This window comes from Amycolatopsis sp. NPDC004169 (assembly GCF_040610315.1).
Classification (GTDB): domain Bacteria; phylum Actinomycetota; class Actinomycetes; order Mycobacteriales; family Pseudonocardiaceae; genus Amycolatopsis.
The window spans coordinates 124,947-147,403 of sequence record NZ_JBEXMD010000007.1 but is presented as its reverse complement, the minus strand read 5'-3'; the positions used below and the strand labels follow the sequence as shown (position 1 = coordinate 147,403).

The following is a 22,457-nucleotide window of genomic DNA, read 5'->3' as shown; positions in this document are numbered from 1 at the left end:
TCAGGACCCGAGGTAGGCGGAGTGCAGGGTGGCGGGGGAGTCGAGGAGGGTCCGGGCGTCACCGGTGTAGGTGACGCGGCCCGACGAGACCACCACCGCCTCCTGCGCGACGCCGAGTGCCAGGTGGGTGAACTGCTCCACCAGCAGGATCGCCGCACCCTCGGCCGCGAACCGCGTCACGACCGGCAGCAGGCGGGTGAAGACCACCGGCGCCAGGCCCAGCGACATCTCGTCGATGAGCAGGTACGCCGGGCGTGCGGCGAACGCCCGCGCCAGCACGACCATCTGCTGCTCGCCGCCGGACAGCAGGGCCGCGGGGGAGTCGCGTCGCTTCTCCAGCTCGGGGAACAGCCCGAGGACCTCGTCGACGACCGCGGGCGTGCGGGCGGTCAGGCGGAGGTTCTCCAGCACCGTCAGGCCGGGGAACACCGCGCGGCCCTGTTCGATGTGGGCCAGTCCGAGCCGGGCCCGCGCCACCCGGGAATGCCGGGTGACGTTCACCCCGCCCAGGTGGACGCTGCCCGCCGACGGCGCGACCACGCCCGACACCGCCTCCAGCAGGCTCGTCTTCCCGGCGCCGTTGGGCCCGACCAGCGCCGTGATCCGGCCCGGTTCGAGGACCAGGTCGACGTCGCGGATGACCGGGCCGGCCCCGCGCGTCACCGTCAGCCCGTGGACTCGCAACGCGTTCACAGCAGCTCCGTTTCGCCCATGTACGCCTTCAGCACGGCCGGATCGGCCAGGACGTCGGCCTGCGGCCCGCTCGCCAGCACCCGGCCGAAGTCGAGCACGGTGAGCGTGTCGCAGACCGACCGGACGAGGTCGAGGTCGTGCTCGATGAGCAGCACCGACACCCCGAACCGCGCGGGCACCTGCCGCAGCCGCCGCCCGAACGCCACGTGCTCCTCGTGCGGCAAGCCGGCCGCGGGTTCGTCGAGCAGCAGCACCCGCGGCTTCGCGAGCAGGTGCCCGACGACCTCGACGAGCCGCCGCGCGCCCGCGTCGACCCGCGACAGCGGCGTCCGCGCCGCCGGGCAGCCGAAGAACCCCAGCGCGCCGTCGAGCTCGCGGCCGGTGAGCCGCCGCCGGGCGACGAACCGGACGTAGGAGCCGACGGTGAGGCCGGGCGGGACGCGGTCCTGCTGGAACGTCCGCCGCAGGCCGGCACGGGCTCGCCGGGCCGGCGATCCGGTGAGCGGCCGTCCGCCGAGGGTGGCGGTGCCGGTGGCCCGGGGCAGGAAGCCGCTGATCGCGTCGACCAAAGTGGACTTCCCGGCGCCGTTCGGGCCGATCACGCCGAGGATCCCGTGTTCCGGCACCGCGATGTCCACTTCGGACAACGCGGTGACGTGCCCGAAGGAGACGCTCAGCCCGCGGACCTCGAGCACCGGGTCGCCGGGTGGCAGCGGCGCGACGTCGGGGACGGGTTCGGTGAGCCCGACCCCGGCAGTCCGGCCGGAGCGGCGGCGGTACCACAGGGCCCGCACGGCGGTGCCGAGGTTGCCGCGGCCGGTCAGGGCCTGGACGCCGAGCACGCCGAAGACGACGAAACCCCAGTCCTGCGGCACGCCCCAGCGTTTGAGCAGCTCGGGCACGGCGACCCAGAGCAGCGCGCCGAACACGGCCATGTCGATCAGGTGCGCGCCGGACATGATGGCCAGCACGTACAGCGCGAGGGACTGGATGGCGGTGAAACTGGCCGGGAAGGCCAGTCCGACCTGGCCGGTGAGCAGGCCGCCGCTGATCCCGCCGAGGGCGGCGCTGACCGCGAAGGCGGTGAGCTTCGACGTCCGCACGCCCGCGCCGACCGCCGCGGTCCCGCGCTCGGAGAAGGCGACGAGGTGCCAGCTGCTGCCCCACCGCCCGCGCCGCAGGAAGTGCACGACCAGCCCGCAGGCGACGAGCACCAGCACGGCGAACAGGAAGTAGGAGCGGTCGTCGGAGAACGCTTCGGGCCGCTCGACGGAGAGACCGTCGGTGGCGCCGGGGAACTGGATCTGCACGAGCGTGAGGTCGGCGGCCGAGGCGAGCCCGAGGGTGACGACGGCGAGGGTGATGCCCCGCAGCCGCAGCGCGGGCAGCCCGACGAGCACCCCGGCCACGGCGGCGGCGAGACCGCCGAGCAGCAGCCAGGTGACGAACCCGCCGGGCACGCCGGCCACGTTGCAGGCGGAGACGACGAAGGCTCCGACGGCGGCGAAGGTCAGCTGGCAGAGCGAGATCATCCCGGCGGTCCCGGTGACGACCCCGAGCCCGAGCAGCGCGATGGCCGCGACGACGGCGCTGACCCCGAGGTACACGAAGTACCCGGCGAGCCCGACGCTGAGCGCGTAGCCGACGGCGACCGCCGCCGCGGCGACGGCGAACGGCACGAGCCTCTCAGCGAGCCGCATCCCACACCTCCTTGCGCTGCGTCCACAGCAGCAGGGCTACGATCACCAGGAACGGGAGGAAATACCGCAGCACCGACAGCCGGTCGCTCTGGGCGACCGCGCCCTGGGCCATGCCCAGCACCAGGCCGCCGAGCACCGCCAGGTCCAGCCGCCGGAAGCCGCCCAGCAGGGCCGCCGCCGCGGCCGGGACCACCAGCATCGCCAGCGAGGTCGGGTCGTTCGACTGCGACGGCGCCACGATCGAGACCGCCAGGGTCGCGATCACCCCGGTGGCCGTCCACACCCCGACCGACAGCGGCCGGGCCGGGATGCCCAGCAGCTCCGCCGTCGTCGGGCGCTCCGACAGGGCCCGCAGGCGCACGCCCAGCGCCGTCCGGGCCAGCACCGCCCGGCAGGCGAGGGCGACCAGGACCGCCAGCGCGACCGTGAGCACCGTGACCTGGCTGACCACCACTCCGCCGACCGTGAACGCCGGCCCGGCCAGCAGCGGGTGGAACGGCTGCGGCTTGTTCCCGAACAGGATGAACGCCAGCGAGATCAGCAGCAGGAGCACCGCGACCGTCGTCGCCGAGCGCGTGCCGGTGTCGGCCTCGGCCAGCCAGGTGGCGACGATCCAGCCGAGCACCGCGCTCAGCGCGCCGCCGAGCAGGATGCCCGCCAGGGTGGCCAGCCACGACGGGACACCGAGGTGGACGGCGAGGAAGACGGCGACGTAGCAGCCGAACATCCCGGTCGCGGACTGGGCGAAGTTGACCACCCGCACCAGCCGCGACATCAGGGTCAGGCACACCGCGAGCACCGCGTAGAGCCCGCCGGCGGCCAGACCGGCCAAAGCGCCCTGCAGCATCGAGGTCCTCCTACTGCTTGGGGATCCGGAGCCAGTCCTGCGCCACGAGCTCCCACTTACCGGCGCCGGTGGCGAGCTTGATCGGCCAGCCCGCGGTGTTGTCGTGGTGCGCCTGCGCGGGCCCGAACACGTACGGCGTGCCGACCATCGGGTCGCTGATCGGCTGCATCTCGCGCAGCGCCTTCGACACCGTCTCGCGCGTGATGTCGCCCTTCATGCCGCGCAGCACGGCGAGAAAGTACTTCGCCGCCAGGTAGCCGCCCTGGCTGAACGACGTCAGCGGGATCCCGTTCGTCGCCATCAGCTCCCGCCAGTCCTTGTTGGCCGGGGCGGCCGCGTCGGTGAACGGGTAGAACTCGGCCGGGACGTACACGCCGGCGCCCGCGTTCGAGATCGCCTTGGCGTAGTTCTCGCTGTAGACGCTGGTCAGCAGGAGCCAGGTGACGTCGGTCCAGCCCTGCGCCTGCGCGGCCTTGAGCTGGCCGATCGAGTCCGGTTCCACCGGGTTGACGGTGATCGCCTTGCAGCCCGCCGCCCGCGCCTTGACGATGTAGGGCGTGTAGTCCGACCCTCCATAGGGGACGGTCGAGTCGACGTACTTCAGTTTCTTGCCGGTGATCTTCGTCCACTCCGCGATGGCCGCCTGGTACGCCGGCAGCGTGTTGCCGGCGATCTCCAGCAACGCGCAGATGTCGTCCTGCTTCAGCACTTCCGAGCCGTAGAGCAGGGTGAGCGTCATGTCGTGGAACGGGCCGACGTTGACCGGCGCGATGTTCGGGCTGGAGAAGCACGCCGGGTCGACGCCGATGCCCGGCATCGACAGGATCTTCTGCTGCTCGTAGTACTTCTCGTTGATCTCGCACTCGATCAGGCTCGACGAACCGACGAGCGCGACGGCCTGGTCGCCGCCGACCACTTCGCGGGCGGCCGCCGCGGCGGCCGCCGGGTCGCCCTTGTCGTCGATCGCCTTGTACTCGATCTTGCGGCCGCCGACACCGCCGGCCGCGTTGGCCGCGTCGAACACGGCTTTCGCGGCCTGGGACGCCTCCGGGAAGGTGGCCGCGCCGGACAGCGCGTTGACCGAACCGACCACGATCGGGCCGTTCGCGCCGGCTTCGGAACCGGCGCAGCCGGCGGCCGCCAGCAGGACGGCGATCGCGAGTACGGGCAGGGTTTTTCTCATTGCTGCTCCCGGAGGGCGGCCACGATGGGCGCGGAGTCGACGATCTGCTCGAAGGACACGACCTCGCCGCTCGCGAAGCGCCACAGGTGCGCGACGCGGGCGGTGAAGGACCGGCCGGTCCGGCGGTGGGTGCCGGTGTAGGTGCCGACGCCGACCACCGCGTCCCCGGCGTCGAGCAGGTCGCCGAGGGTGAAGCGGTAGCCGTCCCAGTCCCGGCCGATGGCCTCGAACACGTGCTCGCGCACCTCGTCCGGGCCGGTGTAGGTGCCGGCGTAGGGGAACCCGGCCGCCTCGGTCCACGTCGTCCCGGGGCCGAGCGGGGCGAGCATGCCGGGCAGGTCGCCGGCGTCGCTGGCGGCGTAGTGCGCGCGGATGACGTCCACATTGGACACGAGTGGCTCCTTCAGACGGGTTGGGCGTCGGGGTAGGCCACCGCGCCCAGCGGGTAGATGTGCCCGCCGGCACGGGAGTGCTCGGACTCCCCGTCGCCGGTCAGGCCGAGGAACACGCCGGTGGTGCGCAGGGCGTAGCCGAGGTCGTGCAGCCAGACGCTCGCCACGGCGATCCGGAACTCGCGGAAGCAGAACAGGTACAGGCCGTCGGCGAACTTCCACACGGTCGAGAGGTCCATGTCGCCGTGGCCGCGCTGCACGCCTTCCAGGCACTGCCAGGCGTAGCGCTGCGAAGAGACGTAGACGTGTTCGTAGAGGTGGTCGGGGCTGTAGCGGTAGAGGTTCCGCTTGCCGATCAGGTCGCGCGACGGCCCGGGCACGGCCCCGGACGGTTCGCCGCCGTCGGTGACTCCCGCCCGGAAGTCCTGCGAGACGCGGGGAACGCCGTCGACGTCCTCGGCGCCGATCACCGAGCGGACGGCGAGGGCGCGATGGGTGGCCGTCGAATACACGACGGTCAGCGCTTCGCCGTCGACGCTGGTGAGCGGCAGGTTCACGAAGAAGACGTCGTCGCGCACGGCGACGGCGTCGTAGGGGTCTTCGACGCCGTTGCACACGACGTGCCCGGCGTCCTTGAAGGTCAGCGCGAGGGTTTCGCCGTCGTCGAGGGTGATCGTGACGTCCCGGCCGGTGAGGTCGGCGTTCGGCAGCCGGTAGGTGGCGATGCCGGCCGCGAACTCGTCGTAGGTGCGCCAGTCGTCGGAGGGGGCTTCGGGCATGGCCTCATCGTCGGGCGGCCCCGTGATCCGGGCGAGCGGTCACGCGCTGGCGGGCAACTACCGGACGCTGACGGTCAACTCCCGGCGCAGCTCGCTCGGCGCCCGGCCGAACGCGCTCTTGAACACCCGGCTGAAGTGCGCGGCGTCGACGAACCCCCAGCGGGCGGCGATGGCCGCGACCGGGCGGCCGGCGTGCACCGGGTCCAGCAGGTCGCGGCGGCAGTGCTCGAGCCGCCGGGTGCGGATCCAGCCGGAGACGGTGGTGCCCTGCTCCTGGAACAGCCCGTGCAGGTGGCGGGTCGAGATGAAGTGCTCGGCGGCGATCCGCGCCGGGGTGAGGTCGGTCGACTGCAGGTTCGCGTCGATGTGGGCGCGGATGCGGCGCATCAGCTCGTGGTGCGGGTCGGCGTTCGCGCGCGCGAGGTCCAGTTCGGTGGCGACCAGGGTGGACAGCAGGTCGACGGCGCTGTGCGCCAGCCGCGCGCCCGCGGGGCCCGCGAGCTGCTCGAGGTTGCCACCGAGCTGGGCGAGGAACGGCACGACGACGTTGCCGACGCCCTCCTTGCCCGACATCCGGACGGCGGTCAGCCGCCCGACCAGCTCGGCGGGCAGGTCGATCAGCCGCTGCGGGAACATCACGACGAGGGTGCGGAAATCCTCTTCGAACACCAGCGAGTACGGCCGGTGCGTGTCGTAGAGGGCGACGTCGCCGGGGCGCAGCACGGCCTGCCGGTCGTCCTGCACCAGCAGCCCGGTGCCGGCCAGGATCAGGCTCAGCTTGTAGTAGCGGCGCTCGGCGCGCGCGATCAGCTCCGGCGTGCGCTCCACGACGTGGGGCGAGGCGGTGACCTCGGAAACCTGCACGTCATCGGCCACCGACGAGCGGATCCGGCCGCGGAACCCGTCACCGCCCGCGGTCACGTGCAGCGGCACGAAGGACTGGGAGACCGCGGCGCGGAATTCGGTGAAGTCGCGGGCGATGAGGGTCGTCGGGGCAGGCACGGTCACCTCGCAGCGTCGGGAGGAGGTAGCGTCGTATACGATAAGCGATACGATCTCCGGCGACAATGCTCGGCCTGCCCGCAGCCTCGGGTTCGCCGTCACCGGTCCTCCGTCGGCCGGGACGCCCCGTGGTGGACGGCCTCTGGGAATGGCGCCGGTGACCCTTTCGCGCCGCCGGAAACATCGATCGGCGAGATTCCTTCGAAAGTGGGCCGCGGGCGTGTGGACGGGTGTTTTCGGATTGCCGGTCGTCTCGATCTTGCCGACACTCGGTGCATGGAGAACACGGTTTCCGAACCCGAGGCCCCGCCGGAGTCCGACGTCCGGTTCCCGATCGTCCTGCGGGGGTACGACCGCAGGCAGGTGGACGAATACGTGCGCGTGGCCGAGAAGCGCGTGGATCGGCACGAGAAGGCGCGACGGGTCGCCGAGCGCCGGCTGGCCAAGGCCCAGGTGCCGGCGCCGCGGGCCGCGGAACCGGATGGTGCCGCCGGACTGGGCAGGCGGATCGAAAAGATTCTCGAGGTCGCGAAATCCGAGGCCGCGGAGATCAAAGAACAGGCCCGCCGCGAGAGCGAGGAAATCCTGTCGGCGGCCGAGAAGACGGCCGCCGAAGCGGAGAGTGCCCGCGAGGAAACCGAGCGCACCGCGCGGCGGGAGGCGCAACTCATCGTCTCCCGCGCCGAAGAAGAAGCCGCGGCCATCCGGGCCGCCCACCAGGCGGTGCTGAGCCAGCTGAGCCGGATCGCCGAGGCGGTCGAGGACCTGCACGCCCGATACGGCGGCGAGGCCGAGGGGGAGAGCCCGGCCGAGCCGGAGCCCGCGGATTCCGCGCCGTCCCTCGCCTGACCCTGGGTGAATTTCGAAGGTCGACAGCGACACCCGGACGGCGCGCCCCGGCACGGAGCGAGCCGCTCCACGCACACCGCGACGCGGTCGCGGAGCAGCTGGTGGGCTGAGCGCGCTCCGCACGGTCCTGCCGCCGGCTGGTGGCGGACCGTGCGGGGTGCAGCCCAGGGGAACGCTGCGCATCACGACCGGCCAGCGCGGGGGAGGGGTGAGCCGCTCCGATCGGCGGGTGCGTGTCGGCGGGCCGCCCCGGTGTCGTCGTCCCGGTCAGTCGTAGAAGTGGATGTAGCGGAAGGAAGACGTGCTGACGTCGTGGACGAGGTAGTGGCCGTCGCCGGTCCAGTTGTAGTCCTCGACCGTGATGGTGCCGCCGTGGATGCTGTCCACGATGGCGACGTGGCCGTAGCGGCCGTTGTCGGTCTGGGCGATCGAGCCGACCGTGGGCGTGTTGTCGACGCGGTAGCCCTGGTTGCGGGCGTTGTCGTCCCAGTACTTGGCGTCGCCGTAGTTGTTCGCGCTCTCGCCGTGGCGGGCGATGTTGAAGGCGGCCCAGGAAACGCACTCGCGGTTGTACATGTTCCAGTCGTCGACCACGGAGTCCTGGGGGACGTTGCGCCACTTCGCGGGGTAGATGTCGCCGATGGTGGTGGCGGTCGCCGCGGCGGGGACCGTGCCGAATTCGGCGGCCATCGACGCCGGCTGTGCGTGGGGGGCGGCGGTCGCGGTGGCGGTGCCGCTGGCGGCGAAGGCGACGACGGCGGCGAGGGTGAGCAGGGCACGGGACGGTCGGCGCATGGTGACGGCCTTCCTGTTCGGGGAGTGAATGCGCCGTCACGGTAAGTCCGTGATCGCGCCCGGCCCAGGCCTTTGTGAACGACAGGTCGGCGGCGGCACGAACGCCCAGGTCGGCGTCAGCCGTTCACAGAATTGCCGTCACCACTGCCACCCGGTGCCGTAGATGCCGGGACGGACGTCGCGCAGCGCGAGGGTCGCCGCGTGCGTGCTCCCGGCCGACAGCGGGCTGCCGGGGTGCTCGGGTCCGCCCAGCCCCCGCTGCTCGAAGGAACGGACGTGGCGCGGCACTCGCGGGCCGAAGCTCACCTGGCAGACGTATTCCGCGATCGGCCGGGTGAACCGGCGGTGGTAGTGGTCGATCGGGGGCCCGGGCGGGAAGCGGACCTCGTACTCCACCACGGTCACCGCGCCCACCGCGAGCGGGTGGGCGAGGTGCAGCTCGCCGGCGACCATCCCGGTCGCGCGGTCCACGCAGACCCGCCCCAGCCGCGCCGAGCGGACGTAGTGGTAGCGGGGATCGGCGGTCAGGGCCGAGTCGGCCTGGTAGTAGGTCATCAGCCGGTCGACGCCGTCGACGGTGGCTTCGGCGACCATCCGGACCTGCAGAGCGCGCTCGGCCCCGTGCTCGTCGAGCAGCAGGCGGTCGTGGATCGACCAGAAGGACAGCTGGCCGTCCGGCGGTGGCTTCAGCTCGCCGGCGAGGGCCCGCAGCTGCGGCCACAGACGGCGGCGTTCGATCCGGCAGGCGGGCTCGCCGAGCCAGCGGCCGCGGGGCGCTTTGGGGCCGAGCCGCGAGGTCAGTGTCCCGGCGTCGAGGCCCAGCACCGATTCCAGCTGCGTGACGGCGACCATCGACGTGTCGCGTTCCGGCTGCGACCGGCCGCGCTGCCAGTAGGACAGCGCCGAGCGCGAGAGCCGCACCCCGCGGGCGGCGAGGTGGTGCTGGAGCCGTTCGAGAGACAACCCGGATTCGTCGATCGCGGCGTCCAGCGTGACCGCGAACGAGCCGGGCGACGGCCGGTTCACCCGTCCAGCATGATCAGGAGCAGGACCTCGTGGAACCGACGAAAGTCCTGCTCCTCGACCTCCCTTCCCACGGTGTGACCTCGATTTCCGACGAACGGCGGTGGCCGGCCGGACCCGCGGGCGTCACAGTGAGCGCCGTGCCGCCGTCCCGTGAAACGTTCGCCGGGGCCCTCGACGCCGCGATCAGCGACGCGGGGCTGACTCTGGACCGGGTCCGCGAACACCTGGCCGCGCGCGGGGTCTCGGTCTCGCGCAGCGCTTTGGTGTACTGGCGGATGGGGCGGTCCAAGCCCGAGCGCGAGGCGTCGCTGCGCGCGGTCGTCGAGCTCGAGCAGGTGCTCGGGCTGACCATCGGGGCCCTGACGTCGTTGCTCGGACCGGATCAGCCGCGGTGCCTCCGGCAGGGGAGCCGGACACCGCTGCTGGAGCGGCGCCGGCTGTGGCCGTCGGTGCGGCAGACGGCGCTCGAGCTTCCGCCGGAGGACGACGTCCACCTGCGGTCGGTGCACGACGAACTCGTCGTCGACGACGACCAGCGGGAACGCCTGCTGCGGGTGCGGGTGGTCGCCGAGGCCACCACGGACGGCGTCACGCGGATGCCGGTGTACTACCAGACCGAGGACATCACCCGGCCGCCACCGCGCTTCGCCGCCGTGTTCTGCTGCCGCGCGGGCCGGGTCCGCAGGGACGTGGATGGTGGCCTGCTGGTGGCCGAGCTGTTCTTCGACCGGGAGCTGGCCGCCGGAGACGTCGCCGCCGTGGAATACGAACTCGTCTTCTCGCGTGGCCTGCCCACCCTCGGCTACCACCGCCGGCTGACCCGGCCGGCTTCGATGTACACCTGTCAGGTGCAGTTCGGCCGGACGGTCCCGCGGAGCGTCGAACGTTTCGAGCGGCGTGATCTCGCGGCCCCGCGCAGGAAGGTGCACCGGCTGCGGCTGACGGACCGCAGGGTCGTGGCCGTGGCGGCGCGGGAGGTCGGAGCCGGCATCATCGGTGTCGAATGGGCGTGGTAGCAATTCTGTGAACACCGGCCGTTGAACAGCGGATATCGCTCCGGCGCGGTGTGGCCGTCACTTCTGCTGGCAAATCGGGAACCCCGGTTCTTACGGTCCGTGGTGCTGTATTCCTCCTCACCTCCCCGGAGCAGCACATGCGAAAACCAGCCTTCCTCGCTGCCGTCTTCCTGGTGACGACGGCCTTTTCCCCGCCGCAGGCCGCGGCCGCGCCACCCCCGTTGGTCCCGCTGGGCACCGCTCCCGCCATCCCGGCCGGCGCCACCCCGGACGGCTCGGCGATCCCCGGAAACCTCACCGTGTCCGTCGCGCTGAAACCCCGGGACGCAGCGGGAGCCGAACGGTACGCCGCTGCGACCGCCGACCCGGGATCCCCGCTGTACCACCACTACCTGGGCGCCGCGGAGTACACCGAACGGTTCGGGCCCACCGCCGGGGCGGTCGACTTCGTGCGGAACTACCTGACGGGCAAGGGACTCCGGGTCGTCGACGTCACGGGCAACCGCCAGGTCGTCACCGCGTCGGGTACCCCGGGCCAGGTCGAAAGCGCCTTCACCACCACGCTTTCCGGCTTCCGGTCGGCCACGGGTGAGCGCTTCTTCAACGCCACCGAGCCCGCGGCGGTGCCGGCGGACGTCGCGTCGGTCGTCCGCGGCGTCACCGGCCTGACGAACCGGCCGGCCGCGCACCGCGCGGGTTCGCCGGCGGGACCGGCCGGGCCCGCCGGCGGCTACACCCCTGCGCAGCTGCGCACCGCCTACAGCATGAGCGGGCTTTCCGGCTCGTACGACGGATCGGGGGAGACGGTCGGGCTGATCGAGTTCGACACCTTCAAGCAGTCGGACATCGACGCCTGGACGCAGTACTTCAAGCAGCCTGCCGTCACGCCGGAGGTGGTGAAGGTCGACGGCGGCGTCCCGAACCCCGGCAGCGACCAGCTGGAGGTCACCCTCGACATCCAGGCCGTGGCCGCCACGGCCCCGAAGGCCAAGCAGATCGTCTACTCCGCGCCCAACTCCGACCAGGCGTGGGTGCACGAGATGGCGAAGATCGCGTCGGACAACAAGATCACCATCCTGTCGGGCTCGTGGCTCAACGGCGAGATCTGCGAGTCCGACCCGATCGCGGCCTCGCACGACTCCTACACCCAGCTCGCCGCCCAGGGCGTCACGCTGCTCTCGGCGTCCGGCGACTGGGGTGCCACCGGCTGCGGCTACCAGGGCGACAACAAGACCGTCCAGGCCGACTACCCGGCCAGCGACCCGCTGTTCACCGGCGTCGGCGGCACCCAGCTGCGCACCTCCGACAGCGCGGGCACCTGGCAGTCGGAGTCGTGCTGGAACCAGGGCAGCAGCGGCAACACCCGCTCCGGCGGCGCGTACTCGAAGATCTACGCGCGCCCGGACTGGCAGCCGGGAACCAGCCAGTACCGCTCGGTGCCGGACGTCTCGCTGCTGGCCGACTACGGCGCCGGCGCGCTTTCGGTGTACATGAACGGCGGCTGGCAGGACGTCGGCGGCACCAGCCTGTCCTCGCCGCTGTGGGCCGGGTACGTGGCGATGCTGAACCAGAAGTCACTCGGCAGCGGGAAGTCCCGGCTCGGGCAGCTGAACCCGAACATCTACAAGATCGCCGGTTCGGCCGACTACGCCTCGACCTTCCACGACGTCACCTCCGGCGGCAACGGCACCTACAACGCGGGCACCGGCTACGACCTGTGCACCGGCTGGGGCTCGCCGAAGGCCGACGCCCTCGGCGCGAAACTGGTCGGGGGCGGCGACACCCCGCCGCCCCCGACCGGCGACTTCGGCGTGTCCGCCTCGCCGACTTCGGGCAGCGTCGCCGCCGGCAGCTCGGTGAGCACCACGGTCACCGCGACCGCCACGGCGTCTTCGTCCGCTTCGCCGTCGGTCGTGGGCGGCAGCCCGACCACGACGGCCGCGCACCCGTTCATCATCTCGATGCGGCGCGAGGGCTCGGCGTTCCCGGGGCAGCAGTCCTGCACGGCCACGTTGTTCGGGCCGCACACGGTGCTGCTGGCCGCGCACTGCCTGCTGGAGAAGCCCGGCCACAAGTGGTTCGTCTACGGCGCCGACGACCTGACGCAGAACACCGGCACCACCGCCGAAATCGCCTCGCAGTGGGTGCACCCGGGCTACACGGACTGGAGCGCGGGCGCCGACATCGCCGTCGTCACCCTCGACAAGGACATGCCGGTCCCGGCCGGGATCACCTACCCGAAGCTCAACACCGACCCGAGTCTCGAAGCCGCCGGGACGCAGGGCCTGTCCATCGGCTGGGGCGAGACGGGCGCCAACACCTACAGCAACGTCCTGCGCCAGGCCGACGTCCCGGTCGCGGCGGACAGCGCGTGCCGGGGCCGGTACACCGACCCGCACGGGCAGGAGCAGTACAAGACACCGGCGATGCTGTGCACGGGGTACGCCGATCACCACGCCGGCGCCTGCGTCGGCGACAGCGGCGGCCCGTACCTGGTCGGCAACTCGGTCGTGGGCGTGTTCTCGTGGATGTCGACGGGCTGTGACTGGTACGCCGTCTACGCCCGGGTCTCGACGTACGCGGCGGACATCGCTCCGCACCTGCCCGGTGGCGACACCCCGCCGCCGTCCGGTGCGATCGCGCTGACCGCGGCCGGCCTGCCTTCGGGCGCGACGGCGGCGTTCAGCCCGGCGAGCGTGGACGTGGGCGGCCACGCGACGCTCACGATCTCGACGAGCGCGAGCACCCCGGCCGGGACGTACGACGTCACGATCTCCGGCAAGAGCGCGAAGTCGACGCAGACGGCGCACTACAGCCTGACGGTCACCGGCGGGCAGCCCGCCGAGCTGAAACTCGCCAACCCGGGCAACCAGAGCAGCTGGACCGGCCAGGCGGTGAACCTGCCGCTGCAGGCCACCGGCGGTGCCGGCGGGTACCGGTGGTCCTCGACCGCACTGGCACTCGGATTGAGCCTCAACGCGGCCACCGGAGTCATCTCGGGCACCCCGACCCGAGCCGACAGCCGGCAGGTCACCGTGACGGTGACGGATTCGGCGGGCAAGAAGGCGTCGGCGGCGTTCTTCTGGTTCGTGTTCGGCTGAGTCGCACCACCAGGCGGTGCCACCCCCGGGGACGGGGTGGCACCGCCGCCCACATTCGGCACCCCGGTACCTGGGTGCCTTGCACCCAGGTACCGGGATTCGGGCCGCATTACTGTCGGTGGTGTGGACAGTGAGAACAAGCTCGGTGACTATCTGCGAGCGCGGCGGGCCCTGCTCCGGGCGCAGGACGTCGGGTTGCCCGACGACGGTCCCCGGCGGGTGCCGGGGCTGCGGCGGGATGAGGTGGCGCTGCTCGCCGGGGTGAGTACCGACTACTACGTGCGGCTGGAGCAGGGGCGGGAGCGGCACCCCTCCGACCAGGTGCTGCGGTCGATCGCGAGCGCGTTGCGGCTGGACGACGCCGCCGCGGGGCACTTGTTCTGGCTGGCCCTGCCCGTGTTCGGGGCGAGCACGGCCACGTCGCTGACCGTCGCCCCGGAGCTGGTCCGGCTGATGGACGGCCTGGCGGACGTGCCCGCCTTCCTGGTCGGTGCGGCGCAGGACGTCCTCGCCGCGAACGCGATGGCCCGGGAGCTCTACCGCGGGTTCGCCCGGTACGACAACCTGCTGCGCATGATCTTCCTGGACCCGTACGCGAGGTCCTTCTACGGTGACTGGGACGCCGCGTCGCGGCTGGCGGTGAGCAACCTGCGGGCGTCTTCCTCGCAGTTCCCCGGGGACGCGCACATCGAGCGGGTCGTCGGGGAACTGACCGTGCGCAGCCCGGCGTTCGCGAACCTGTGGGCCCGCTACGAAGTGCGTCCGCGCACCACCGAGGTGAAGCACTTCGTGCACCCGCAGGTGGGGGAGCTGCGGCTGCACTTCGAGACGCTGGCCGTCGCCAGCGCGCCCGGGCAGCACCTGTCCGTCTACAGCGCCGAGCCCGGCAGCGCCGGCCACGACGGCCTGGTCCTCCTGCGCCGTCTCGCCGAGCAGGCAGCCCGCTCCGGCCAGGACGAGGTACTGGAAAACGGTGACGCTCACTCCGAAAGCGGGACCGAGCAATGACTTCGACCTCGAACAGCCCGGCCCGGACGTGGGTCGGCGTGGTCACCCTGCTGGCCGGCACGCTGCTGCCGCCCCTGGACTTCTTCGTCGTCAACCTCGCCATCCCGTCGATCCAAGACGACCTCGGCGGTGGCGACCTCCTCGGCCAGCAGATCGTGGCCGGCTACGCCGCCACCTACGCCGTCACGCTCACCCTCGGCGGCCGGCTCGGCGATCTGTACGGGCGGCGGCGCGCTTTCCTCATCGGCCTCGTCGGGTTCGCCCTTGCCTCGCTGCTGTGCGGCTCGGCAGGCGAACCCTGGCTGCTCCTCGCCGGGCGCGTCCTGCAAGGCCTGACCGCCGCATTGATGGCGCCGCAGTCGCTGGCCCTCATCCGCGCGAGCCTCGACGGCCGCGAGCAGACGGTCGCCCTCGGCTTCCACGGTGCGACCCTCGGGCTCGCCGCGGTCATCGGCCAATCCCTGGGTGGCCTCCTCGTCACCGCCGACCTCTGGGGCCTGGGCTGGCGGGCGATCTTCCTCATCAACCTGCCCGTCGCGGCCGTGGGTCTCCTCGGCAGCCTGTTCCTGCGCGACCCGCACACCCGGGACGGGGAAAGGCTGGACTGGGCCGGCGCCATCCTGCTCTTCGCCGGCCTTGCCGGGATCGTCATCCCGTTGGTCGAGGGGCGCGCCCTGGACTGGCCGTGGTGGTGCTTCGTGCTGATCGTCGCCGCCGTCATCCTGTTGCGCGGGTTCTGGCGCTACGAGTCGTCGCTCGGCGGCGGCGGTCGCGTGACGCCCCTCGTGCCACCCGCAGCGGTCACGGCGCCCGGCGTACGGATCGCGCTCGTGGCGGTCGCCCTGTTCTACTCGATCGCCGCGTTCTTCCTCGTCTTCTCCGAACACGAGCAGACGGCCGGCCGCACGCCGCTGCAGGCGAGCCTGGACATCCTGCCGCTGGGCATCGGTTTCCTCATCGGCCCGCTGACCGTTGCCCACCTCGTGCGGGTCATGGGGCGCCGGATCGCCGCACTCGGCTTGGGCCTGGAGACCGCCGGCTTCCTCGCCTTCGCCGGCCTCGTCGCCGGGTTCGGCCACACGGCGTGGACCGCTGCGCCCCTGGCGCTCATCGGCTTCGGGCAAGGGCTTGCCCTGCCCTCGCTGATCCGCCTCACCGTCACCCACATCCCGCGTGCCTTCGCCGGCCTGGCCAGCGGCCTGGTCAACGCGACCCTGCAGATCAGCGCGGCCCTGTCGGTCGCGGTCATCGGCGGTCTCTACTACGCCGTTTCCGGCGCGTACGGGTCGGGCGCCGCCCTCACCGCGGTCTCGCTCCTCATCGCCGCGCTGCTGTTCGCCTCCGCCCTGCTGTCGCTGCGCGCCGAACGGGTGCCGGCACTGGACGGCTACGTCCAGTCCGGTGCCGGACGGGGCAGCGGGCTGGCGCCCTCCGGGCGGAGGCCGTCGAAGACGATCGTCAGGTAGCGCAGCCACAGGTCCGCAGGGGCGCCGGGCAGGTTCTCGGCGACGTGCACCGGCGCGCAGATCAGCAGGTACACGTCGGTGCCCGTGATGTCGTGGCGGACGGCGCCGCAGGCACGCGCCCGGTCGACCAGCGCGCTCACGTCCGCGTGCAGGCTGTTCCTGATTTCCGTGACCACGGCGTCGTCGGCACTGGCCGACAGGAGGAACGTCAGGTCGCGCTGCCGGCGGCGGTCTCCGGCCACCGTCAAGAACTCCAGCAGGGCCGCGCCGGCGTCCGGGGCGTTCGCCAGCCGCTCCGCGACATCCCGCAGTTCCGCCAGGTGGTTCGCCACGACCGCGACGATCAGCTCCTCCTTCGTCGCGAAATGGCTGAAGACGGTCCCCTTGGCGAGCCCGGCGCGGCGGGCGATGTCCGAGACCGACGCCTCGATGCCGTGTTCGGCGAACTCTTCCTCGGCCGCGGCCAGGACGCGTTCACGGTTGCGCATCGCGTCGGAGCGCGGGCGGCGGGTGGCAGGCGGCACTGTGTCATCCTAGCAACTTGACCCGTCGGTCATTTTATGTGTAGCGTCGCCTTAAGTTGACCGATCGGTCATTTTATGGAGGACACGATGAAGCTGCACGGCGCGACCGCGCTCGTCACCGGCGCGAACCGCGGACTCGGCCACCACCTCGCGCACGAACTGCTGCGGCGGGGCGCGAAGGTCTACGCCACCGCACGCCGGCCCGAGCTGGTCGACCTTCCGGGCGCCGAGGTGCTGCGCCTCGACATCACCGACCAGAAGAGCGTGGACGCTGCGGCGGCGGCCGCCACGGACGTGGACGTCCTGATCAACAACGCGGCGTTCACGGCCGGCGGCAACCTCACGACCGGCGATCTCGGCGCGATCAAGCAGGTGATGGACTCGAACTACTACGGCACCCTGGCCATGATCCGGGCGTTCGCCCCGATCCTCGCCCGCAACGGCGGCGGCGCCATCCTCAACGTCCTCTCGGCCACGGCGTGGACGACGGTCGACGGCAACACGTCCTACGCCGCGGCGAAGTCCGCGCAGTGGGGGCTGACCAACGGCGTCCGGGTGGAGCTCGCGCCGCAGGGCACCTTGGTGGCGGCGCTCGTCCCCGGCCTGATCGCGACCGACACGCTGCGCGACTACGCGCGGGCGGCCGGGCTCGAGCTGCCCGAGGAGGTCATGAACGACCCGGCCGACCTCGCCCGAGCGGCGCTCGACGGGCTGGAGGCCGGCGAGATCGAGATCCTGGACCGCCTCGGTGCCGAAGCGAAGGCGACCCTCGCCGGGGCGCCGCAGGCGTTCGACTTCGCCGCACTCGCCGGGTGACGCCTCGGGGGTGAGCTGCGGGACAGCGGCATCCCGCGGCGTGCCGGGCCCACGGTGACGCGGGCCCGGCGCACCCGCGGCCGCGAGCCGGGCGACGCGGCGCGCGAGCCGGGCGCGGTCCACCTCATGCGGTGCGGGTGCGCACTCCGGCCGCGAGCTGGGTGGTGAGTCGCTCGAGCCCGGCCTGTCCCATGGCCTCGTCGTCCGTGGCGAGGAGTGTTTCGACCAGGGCTGAGCCGACGATGGCGGCGTCGGCGAGCGCCGGGCCCGCGGCGGCGCGGGCCCGGCCCACCTCATGCGGTGCGGGTGCGCACCCCAGCCGCGAGCCGGGCGGTGAGCCGCTCGAGCCCGGCCCGGCCCATGGCCTCGTCGTCCGTCGCGAGGAGCGTTTCGACCAGCGCGGAGCCGACGATGACCCCGTCGGCGAATCCCGCGACCTCGGCGGCCTGCTCCCCGTCCGCCACGCCCATCCCGACGCACACCGGCAGCTCGGTGACCGCGCGCAGCCGGCGCGTCAGGACCGCGGCGGCCTCGTCCACCGATGTGCGCTTCCCGGTCACCCCCATCAGCGCCGACGCGTAGACGAAGCCGGTGCCGGCCGCGGCCGTGTCCGCCAGCTGCCGGTCCGTGCTGCTCGGTGCGACCACAAACACCGTGGCCAGGTCGTGCTCCTCGGCGTGCCGGCGCCACGGCGCGGACTCCGCCACCGGCAGGTCCGGCAGCACGCAGCCGGAGCCGCCCGCGTCGGCCAGCTCGCGCGCGAACCGCTCGGCGCCGTAGCGGGACACCGGGTTCCAGTACGACATCACCAGCACCGGCTTGCCCGTGGCCGCGTGGACGTCGCGGACCGTGCGCAGGACGTCGGCGATCCGGACGCCGCCGCGCAGTGCGCGGTCGTCGGCGGTCTGGATGACCGGGCCGTCCAGCACCGGGTCGCTGTGCGGCAGGCCGACTTCGACGATGTCCGCGCCGGCGTCGAGGGTGGCCCGCAGCGCCGCGATCCCGCCGTCGACCGTGGGGAACCCGGCGGGCAGGTAGCTGACGAGCGCGGCCCGGCCGGCCGCCTTCGTCGCGGCGAGGGTCTCGGTGAGCAGCCGCTGGCTCATCGCGCACCCTCCAGTCCGAAGTGGACCGCCGCGGTGTCCATGTCCTTGTCGCCGCGGCCGGAGAGGTTCACCAGCAGGAGGGCGTCCGGGCCGAGTTCGGCGCCGGCCTGCAGGGCCCCGGCGAGTGCGTGCGCGCTTTCGATCGCGGGGACGATCCCCTCGGTCGTGGCGAGCAGGCGGAACGCGGTCATGGCTTCGTCGTCGGTGACCGGGCGGTAGGCGGCGCGGCCGGAGTCGTGCAGGTGCGCGTGTTCCGGTCCGACGCCGGGGTAGTCGAGCCCGGCCGAGATCGACCAGGCTTCGCGGATCTGCCCTTCGTCGTCCTGCAGGACGTACGAGCGGGAACCGTGCAGGACGCCGGGTTCGCCCGCCGACAGCGACGCCGCGTGCTCCCCGCTGTCGACCCCGTGTCCGGCGGCTTCGCAGCCGATCAGGCGCACACCGGGGTCGTCGAGGAACGCGTGGAACAGGCCGATCGCGTTGGATCCGCCGCCGACGCAAGCGATTGCGGCGTCGGGAAGGCGTCCGGTCCGCTCGAGGAGCTGGCGGCGGGCTTCGACGCCGATGACGCGCTGGAAGTCGCGGATCATGGCGGGGAACGGGTGCGGCCCGGCGACCGTGCCGAACAGGTAGTGCGTGTCCTCGACGTGGGCGACCCAGTCGCGGAACGTCTCGTTGATGGCGTCCTTGAGCGTGCGCGACCCCGACGTCACCGGCACCACCTCGGCGCCGAGCAGTTCCATCCGCGCCACGTTGACCGCCTGGCGGCGGATGTCCGTCTCTCCCATGTAGACGGTGCAGGCGAGACCGGCCAGCGCGCAGGCGGTGGCGGTCGCGACGCCGTGCGATCCGGCGCCGGTCTCGGCGATGACGCGGGTCTTGCCCATCCGCTGCGCGAGCAACGCCTGGCCGAGCGCGTTGTTCACCTTGTGCGAGCCGGTGTGGTTGAGGTCTTCGCGCTCGAGGAAGACGCGGGCGCCCCCGGCGTGCGCGGCGAAGCGCGGCACCTCGGTGAGCGCGCTGGGGCGGCCGACGTAGTGGGCGAGCAGGTCCTCGAACCGGGCGACGAAGGCGGGATCCGCCTTCGCCCGTTCGTATTCGGCCGCGACCTGGTCGACGGCGGCGCCGAGCGCCTGCGGGACGAACTGGCCGCCGAAGGCACCGAAGTAGCCCTTGGCGTCGGGAAAGTGTCCCGGCGCGGCCGGGAAGAAGAAGTCCATGGTGGCAGTGCTCCTGACCCGGGGACGTCCCGGGTGGTTCGTGGCTGGTCGGGGATCACCGGAGCGCACGAACGCGCGGGATCACGCTGTTCTCAGTGATCCCTTGCGACGCGCGGCACGCGGTGCCATCGCATCCCGTCGACCTGGCCCGCCTCGGAGCCGATCGCGTACCGCACCCGGCGTCCGCGCACGCGCCGCGCGGGCGCCTGGCAGCCACGCGGCCGGCGGCCACGGGCGAAGCGGACGGTGAGGGGCACGACCGCAGCTTAGCTCGCCGGAGCCCGGTTCCGGCAACTCCCTTCGGGTGGCTCCGGTCACGACTCGATGATCGCCACCAGCGCCGAGGTGAAGGGGGCGGGGTCGACGTCGCCGCGGACGGCGAGCTGCTGGGTGTAGCCGTGGCAGAGTGCCACGAAAGCTTCGGCGATCCGGGCCGCGTCGGCGGGCTCGCGGCCGGGCAGCAGTGCGGCGACCTCGGCGCGCAGGTCGTCGAGCTGCCGGTGGACGAGGTCCGCGAGCGGCGGGGACACGGCGGCTTCGGCGTAGATCTGCGCGACCAGCCGGGCGTGGTCCTCCGCATGGGCCAGTGTGCGGATGTGCTCGACGAACTCGCGCACCGACGCGGCGGTCAGCTCGGCGGGCAGCGCCTGGGTCGACTGTTCGCAGATGGCCGCGACGATCTCGTCCTTGCTCTTGAAGTACCGGTAGATCGCCCCGATGGACAGGCCGGAGGCTTCGACGAGGTCGGTCATGGACGTCCGGGCGAAGCCGTGCGTGGCGAAGCGGGCGCGGGCCGCGTCGAGGATCTGGCGGCGGCGGGCGTCGAGGTGGGCCTGGGTGACTCTCGGCATAAAAGAACGACCATTCGTTTTTTTGTGCTAACGTCGCCACCATACCGGCTCGAGGAGGCTTTCACGTGCGCTACCAGGCTTTCGGGCGGCACAGCGGGGTGCGGATCTCGGAGTACGTGCTCGGCACGGCCAACTTCGGCTCGGCACCCACGGCCGCGGGGCTCACGGGCGCGAAGGCGATCTTCGAGTCGTTCGTCGCGGCCGGGGGCACCACGTTCGACGTCTCGAACATCTACCAGGACGGCGAAGCCGAGACCGTCCTCGGCGACCTCCTCGGCCGCGAGCGCGACGACTTCGTGCTGATCACCAAGTACAGCGGGAGCAGGCGTGCGGTCCGGGCGGGTGCCACCGGCAACAGCCGCAAGACGATGATCCGCTCCCTGGAGGACAGCCTGCGCCGCTTGAAGACCGGTTACGTCGACGTCTTCATGCCGCACTTCCCCGACGGCGTGACGCCGGTGGCCGAGATCCTGGCGGGCTTCGAGGACCTGATCCGCGCGGGCAAGATCCGCTACGGCGGGCTCTCGAACTTCCCGGCCTGGCGGGTCGCCGGTGCCGCGGTCCGGTCGGAGCTGGGCGGGTACCCGGTGCTGGCCGGCATCCAGACCGAGTACAGCCTGGCCGAGCGGTCCGCGGAGCGGGAGCTCCTCCCGATGGCCGAGGCGCACGGGCTCGGCGTCGTCCTGTACTCGCCGCTGGCCGGCGGCCTGCTGACCGGCAAGTACCGGCGCGGCGAGCAGGGGCGGCTCAGCGGCCGGGCACCGGACGCCGGGCGGTCCGCGGTGCTGGACGCGGTCCTCGACGTCGCCGGGAAGACCGGGACCGGCCCGGTCCAGGTCGCCTTGGCCTGGCTTCGCCGCCGCGCCGCCGAGGCCCGGACGTCGATGGTCCCGATCGTGGGCCCGCGCACCCCGGCCCACCTGCAGGGGTACCTCGCCGCACTGGACGTCGAACTCGCCGACGAGCACCACCGGTGGCTGACGGAGGTGGGCGCGGTCCCGCTGGGGACGCCCCACGACGACGTGGCGGCCGCGCTGGCCCACGGCCTCGACGGTGATCGGAGCCTCCTCGAAACCCCGGCCGTTCCCGTGCAGTGAGTCACTTTCACGACGGAGAAAGCCGCTCCGGGAGCCGGGCGGCCAGGTAGGCGATCAGCTCCTCGGTGCGCCTCGGCACGTGGACGTCGTCGGCCAGCAAAGCGTGAATATCGGCCGGTGGGGTGGGCACGCCGGGCAGGAGCCGGATCAGTGCGCCACTGTCCAGGTGGGACCGGACCTGCCACTCCGAGCGCATCACGATCCCGCGGCCCTGCAATGCCCAGTCGGTCACGATGTCGCCGTCGTTGCTCGACAGGGTGCCGCGGACCCGGACCTGACGGGGTTTCGTCGTGCTGCCGAAGCGCCACACGGCGAAGTCGCCCTCGTTCTCGCGCAGCACGATGCAGTCGTGGGCGGTCAGGTCCTCGATCCGCTCCGGCGCGCCGCGTCGCTCCACATAGGATGGTGCGGCGCACGGGACCCGGCGGTTGCGGGCCAGCCGGCGCATCCGCAGCGTGGAATCCGGTGGCGTGCCGACGTGCACGGCGAGGTCGAACTCGCGCCGGTGGGGTCGCAGCGGCAGCGCCGACGTGCGCAGCTGGATCCGCACCTGCGGGTGGCGGGCGGCGAACTCGCCGATGAGCGGGGCGACGTGCGCGCGGCCCAGCCCGAGCGTCGCCTGGACGACGATCGAGCCGCGCAACTCGCCGGACGAGTGGCTGACCAGGTCGTCGAGCTCGCGGACCTGGTCGAGGATGGCTTCGACGCGGGCGGCGTAGAGCCGTCCTTCGGACGTCAGCGTGAGCCGGCGCGCGCCGCGGTGGACCAGGCGGACGTCGAGGCGGCGTTCCAGTGCCTTCAGGCGCTTGCTGACCACCGGCAGCGAGACGTCGAGCTCGCGCGCGGCGGCCGTGAGCGTCTCGCTGACCGCGACGACGTGGAAGAAGCCGAGGTCGTCCAGTCTTTCCACAGGAGAAAGGATAGGTTGCCGCGCGCGTTCTTGCCAGGCGCCGTGCCACCGCCCACAGTGGAGGGACCCGGCTTCG

21 protein-coding genes are annotated in these 22,457 nt (G+C 72.4%); 7 read left to right on the top strand and 14 right to left on the bottom strand.

The annotated features are described in order from the left end of the window. From ABZX11_RS11905 to ABZX11_RS11875, 7 genes are read right to left on the bottom strand one after another with little or no spacing between them, the layout of a single operon-like run. Positions 1-693, bottom strand: a complete 693-nt coding sequence (locus tag ABZX11_RS11905) for an ATP-binding cassette domain-containing protein (RefSeq protein WP_354912410.1) — start codon at positions 691-693, stop codon at positions 1-3. Continuing rightward, entirely contained in the window at positions 690-2,393 is a 1,704-nt protein-coding gene (locus ABZX11_RS11900; RefSeq protein ID WP_354912408.1) for an ATP-binding cassette domain-containing protein, read from the bottom strand. The genes ABZX11_RS11905 and ABZX11_RS11900 overlap by 4 nt, the downstream gene beginning before the upstream one ends. Further along, on the bottom strand, positions 2,380-3,240 hold the full coding sequence (locus ABZX11_RS11895) for a branched-chain amino acid ABC transporter permease (protein WP_354912406.1): 861 nt from the start codon (positions 3,238-3,240) through the stop codon (positions 2,380-2,382). Before ABZX11_RS11895 ends, ABZX11_RS11900 begins: the two co-directional genes overlap by 14 nt. Before the next feature lie 10 nt (positions 3,241-3,250). Then, on the bottom strand, positions 3,251-4,423 hold the full coding sequence (locus tag ABZX11_RS11890; protein WP_354912404.1) for an ABC transporter substrate-binding protein: 1,173 nt from the start codon (positions 4,421-4,423) through the stop codon (positions 3,251-3,253). Next, on the bottom strand, positions 4,420-4,815 hold the full coding sequence (locus ABZX11_RS11885) for a nuclear transport factor 2 family protein (RefSeq protein WP_354912402.1): 396 nt from the start codon (positions 4,813-4,815) through the stop codon (positions 4,420-4,422). Before ABZX11_RS11885 ends, ABZX11_RS11890 begins: the two co-directional genes overlap by 4 nt. Positions 4,816-4,826: 11 nt before the next feature. Beyond that, on the bottom strand, positions 4,827-5,594 hold the full coding sequence (locus ABZX11_RS11880) for a MoaF C-terminal domain-containing protein (RefSeq protein WP_354912400.1): 768 nt from the start codon (positions 5,592-5,594) through the stop codon (positions 4,827-4,829). A 57-nt stretch (positions 5,595-5,651) separates the two neighbouring features. Then, positions 5,652-6,596 carry a helix-turn-helix domain-containing protein gene (locus ABZX11_RS11875; protein WP_354912398.1) on the bottom strand — a complete coding sequence of 315 codons (945 nt, stop codon included), beginning with the start codon at positions 6,594-6,596 and terminating at the stop codon, positions 5,652-5,654. Between the two features lie 276 nt (positions 6,597-6,872). On the opposite strand from ABZX11_RS11875, the gene ABZX11_RS11870 reads away from it, so the two are divergent. Further along, entirely contained in the window at positions 6,873-7,445 is a 573-nt protein-coding gene (locus ABZX11_RS11870) for a hypothetical protein (protein WP_176170550.1), read from the top strand. A gap of 267 nt (positions 7,446-7,712) precedes the next feature. Here ABZX11_RS11870 and ABZX11_RS11865 read toward each other — a convergent pair whose 3' ends face one another. Then, entirely contained in the window at positions 7,713-8,240 is a 528-nt protein-coding gene (locus ABZX11_RS11865; protein WP_354912396.1) for a CHAP domain-containing protein, read from the bottom strand. A 138-nt stretch (positions 8,241-8,378) separates the two neighbouring features. Beyond that, positions 8,379-9,266, bottom strand: a complete 888-nt coding sequence (locus ABZX11_RS11860; protein WP_354912394.1) for an XRE family transcriptional regulator — start codon at positions 9,264-9,266, stop codon at positions 8,379-8,381. Positions 9,267-9,403: 137 nt separating this feature from the next. Between ABZX11_RS11860 and ABZX11_RS11855 the strand changes: the two genes are divergently transcribed. From ABZX11_RS11855 to ABZX11_RS11840, 4 genes are all read left to right on the top strand, one after another. Continuing rightward, positions 9,404-10,282 carry an XRE family transcriptional regulator gene (locus tag ABZX11_RS11855; protein WP_354912392.1) on the top strand — a complete coding sequence of 293 codons (879 nt, stop codon included), beginning with the start codon at positions 9,404-9,406 and terminating at the stop codon, positions 10,280-10,282. 137 nt (positions 10,283-10,419) lie between these two features. Continuing rightward, positions 10,420-13,383, top strand: coding sequence for a trypsin-like serine protease (locus ABZX11_RS11850; protein ID WP_354912390.1), 2,964 nt, complete (start codon positions 10,420-10,422; stop codon positions 13,381-13,383). Positions 13,384-13,506: 123 nt separating this feature from the next. Further along, positions 13,507-14,391 (top strand): helix-turn-helix transcriptional regulator, encoded by an 885-nt coding sequence (locus tag ABZX11_RS11845; protein ID WP_354912388.1) that lies wholly within the window; start codon positions 13,507-13,509, stop codon positions 14,389-14,391. After that, entirely contained in the window at positions 14,388-15,857 is a 1,470-nt protein-coding gene (locus ABZX11_RS11840) for an MFS transporter (protein ID WP_354912386.1), read from the top strand. Before ABZX11_RS11845 ends, ABZX11_RS11840 begins: the two co-directional genes overlap by 4 nt. On the opposite strand, the gene ABZX11_RS11835 is transcribed toward ABZX11_RS11840, so the two are convergent. Continuing rightward, positions 15,779-16,381, bottom strand: coding sequence for a TetR/AcrR family transcriptional regulator (locus ABZX11_RS11835; protein WP_217709554.1), 603 nt, complete (start codon positions 16,379-16,381; stop codon positions 15,779-15,781). The genes ABZX11_RS11840 and ABZX11_RS11835 overlap by 79 nt on opposite strands. Before the next feature lie 87 nt (positions 16,382-16,468). On the opposite strand from ABZX11_RS11835, the gene ABZX11_RS11830 reads away from it, so the two are divergent. After that, positions 16,469-17,197, top strand: coding sequence for an SDR family NAD(P)-dependent oxidoreductase (locus ABZX11_RS11830; protein WP_354912384.1), 729 nt, complete (start codon positions 16,469-16,471; stop codon positions 17,195-17,197). 293 nt (positions 17,198-17,490) lie between these two features. On the opposite strand, the gene trpA is transcribed toward ABZX11_RS11830, so the two are convergent. The 3 genes from trpA to ABZX11_RS11815 all read right to left on the bottom strand — a co-directional run bounded on the left by trpA (position 17,491) and on the right by ABZX11_RS11815 (position 20,374). Then, positions 17,491-18,303, bottom strand: coding sequence for a tryptophan synthase subunit alpha (gene trpA, locus ABZX11_RS11825; RefSeq protein WP_354912382.1), 813 nt, complete (start codon positions 18,301-18,303; stop codon positions 17,491-17,493). Further along, positions 18,300-19,523 carry a tryptophan synthase subunit beta gene (gene trpB / locus ABZX11_RS11820; RefSeq protein ID WP_354912379.1) on the bottom strand — a complete coding sequence of 408 codons (1,224 nt, stop codon included), beginning with the start codon at positions 19,521-19,523 and terminating at the stop codon, positions 18,300-18,302. The genes trpA and trpB overlap by 4 nt, the downstream gene beginning before the upstream one ends. 314 nt (positions 19,524-19,837) lie before the next feature. Continuing rightward, positions 19,838-20,374, bottom strand: a complete 537-nt coding sequence (locus ABZX11_RS11815) for a TetR family transcriptional regulator (RefSeq protein WP_354912377.1) — start codon at positions 20,372-20,374, stop codon at positions 19,838-19,840. 65 nt (positions 20,375-20,439) lie between these two features. On the opposite strand from ABZX11_RS11815, the gene ABZX11_RS11810 reads away from it, so the two are divergent. Further along, a complete protein-coding gene (locus tag ABZX11_RS11810) occupies positions 20,440-21,471 on the top strand; it encodes an aldo/keto reductase (RefSeq protein WP_354912374.1) in 1,032 nt (343 codons plus the stop codon). 7 nt (positions 21,472-21,478) lie between these two features. Here the strand turns inward: ABZX11_RS11810 and ABZX11_RS11805 are convergent, their stop codons facing one another. After that, positions 21,479-22,381 (bottom strand): LysR substrate-binding domain-containing protein, encoded by a 903-nt coding sequence (locus tag ABZX11_RS11805; protein ID WP_354912371.1) that lies wholly within the window; start codon positions 22,379-22,381, stop codon positions 21,479-21,481. Positions 22,382-22,457: the final 76 nt, after the last annotated feature.

What these genes read in the sequence shown, in the direction of transcription:
- ABZX11_RS11815 (WP_354912377.1), bottom strand. Translation starts at nt 20,374, where the DNA reads ATGCCGAGAGTCACCCAGGCCCACCTCGACGCCCGCCGCCGCCAGATC.
- ABZX11_RS11880 (WP_354912400.1), bottom strand. Translation starts at nt 5,594, where the DNA reads ATGCCCGAAGCCCCCTCCGACGACTGGCGCACCTACGACGAGTTCGCG.
- ABZX11_RS11895 (WP_354912406.1), bottom strand. Translation starts at nt 3,240, where the DNA reads ATGCTGCAGGGCGCTTTGGCCGGTCTGGCCGCCGGCGGGCTCTACGCG.
- ABZX11_RS11840 (WP_354912386.1), top strand. Translation starts at nt 14,388, where the DNA reads ATGACTTCGACCTCGAACAGCCCGGCCCGGACGTGGGTCGGCGTGGTC.
- ABZX11_RS11900 (WP_354912408.1), bottom strand. Translation starts at nt 2,393, where the DNA reads ATGCGGCTCGCTGAGAGGCTCGTGCCGTTCGCCGTCGCCGCGGCGGCG.
- ABZX11_RS11890 (WP_354912404.1), bottom strand. Translation starts at nt 4,423, where the DNA reads ATGAGAAAAACCCTGCCCGTACTCGCGATCGCCGTCCTGCTGGCGGCC.
- trpB (WP_354912379.1), bottom strand. Translation starts at nt 19,523, where the DNA reads ATGGACTTCTTCTTCCCGGCCGCGCCGGGACACTTTCCCGACGCCAAG.
- trpA (WP_354912382.1), bottom strand. Translation starts at nt 18,303, where the DNA reads ATGAGCCAGCGGCTGCTCACCGAGACCCTCGCCGCGACGAAGGCGGCC.
- ABZX11_RS11850 (WP_354912390.1), top strand. Translation starts at nt 10,420, where the DNA reads ATGCGAAAACCAGCCTTCCTCGCTGCCGTCTTCCTGGTGACGACGGCC.
- ABZX11_RS11870 (WP_176170550.1), top strand. Translation starts at nt 6,873, where the DNA reads ATGGAGAACACGGTTTCCGAACCCGAGGCCCCGCCGGAGTCCGACGTC.
- ABZX11_RS11865 (WP_354912396.1), bottom strand. Translation starts at nt 8,240, where the DNA reads ATGCGCCGACCGTCCCGTGCCCTGCTCACCCTCGCCGCCGTCGTCGCC.
- ABZX11_RS11830 (WP_354912384.1), top strand. Translation starts at nt 16,469, where the DNA reads ATGAAGCTGCACGGCGCGACCGCGCTCGTCACCGGCGCGAACCGCGGA.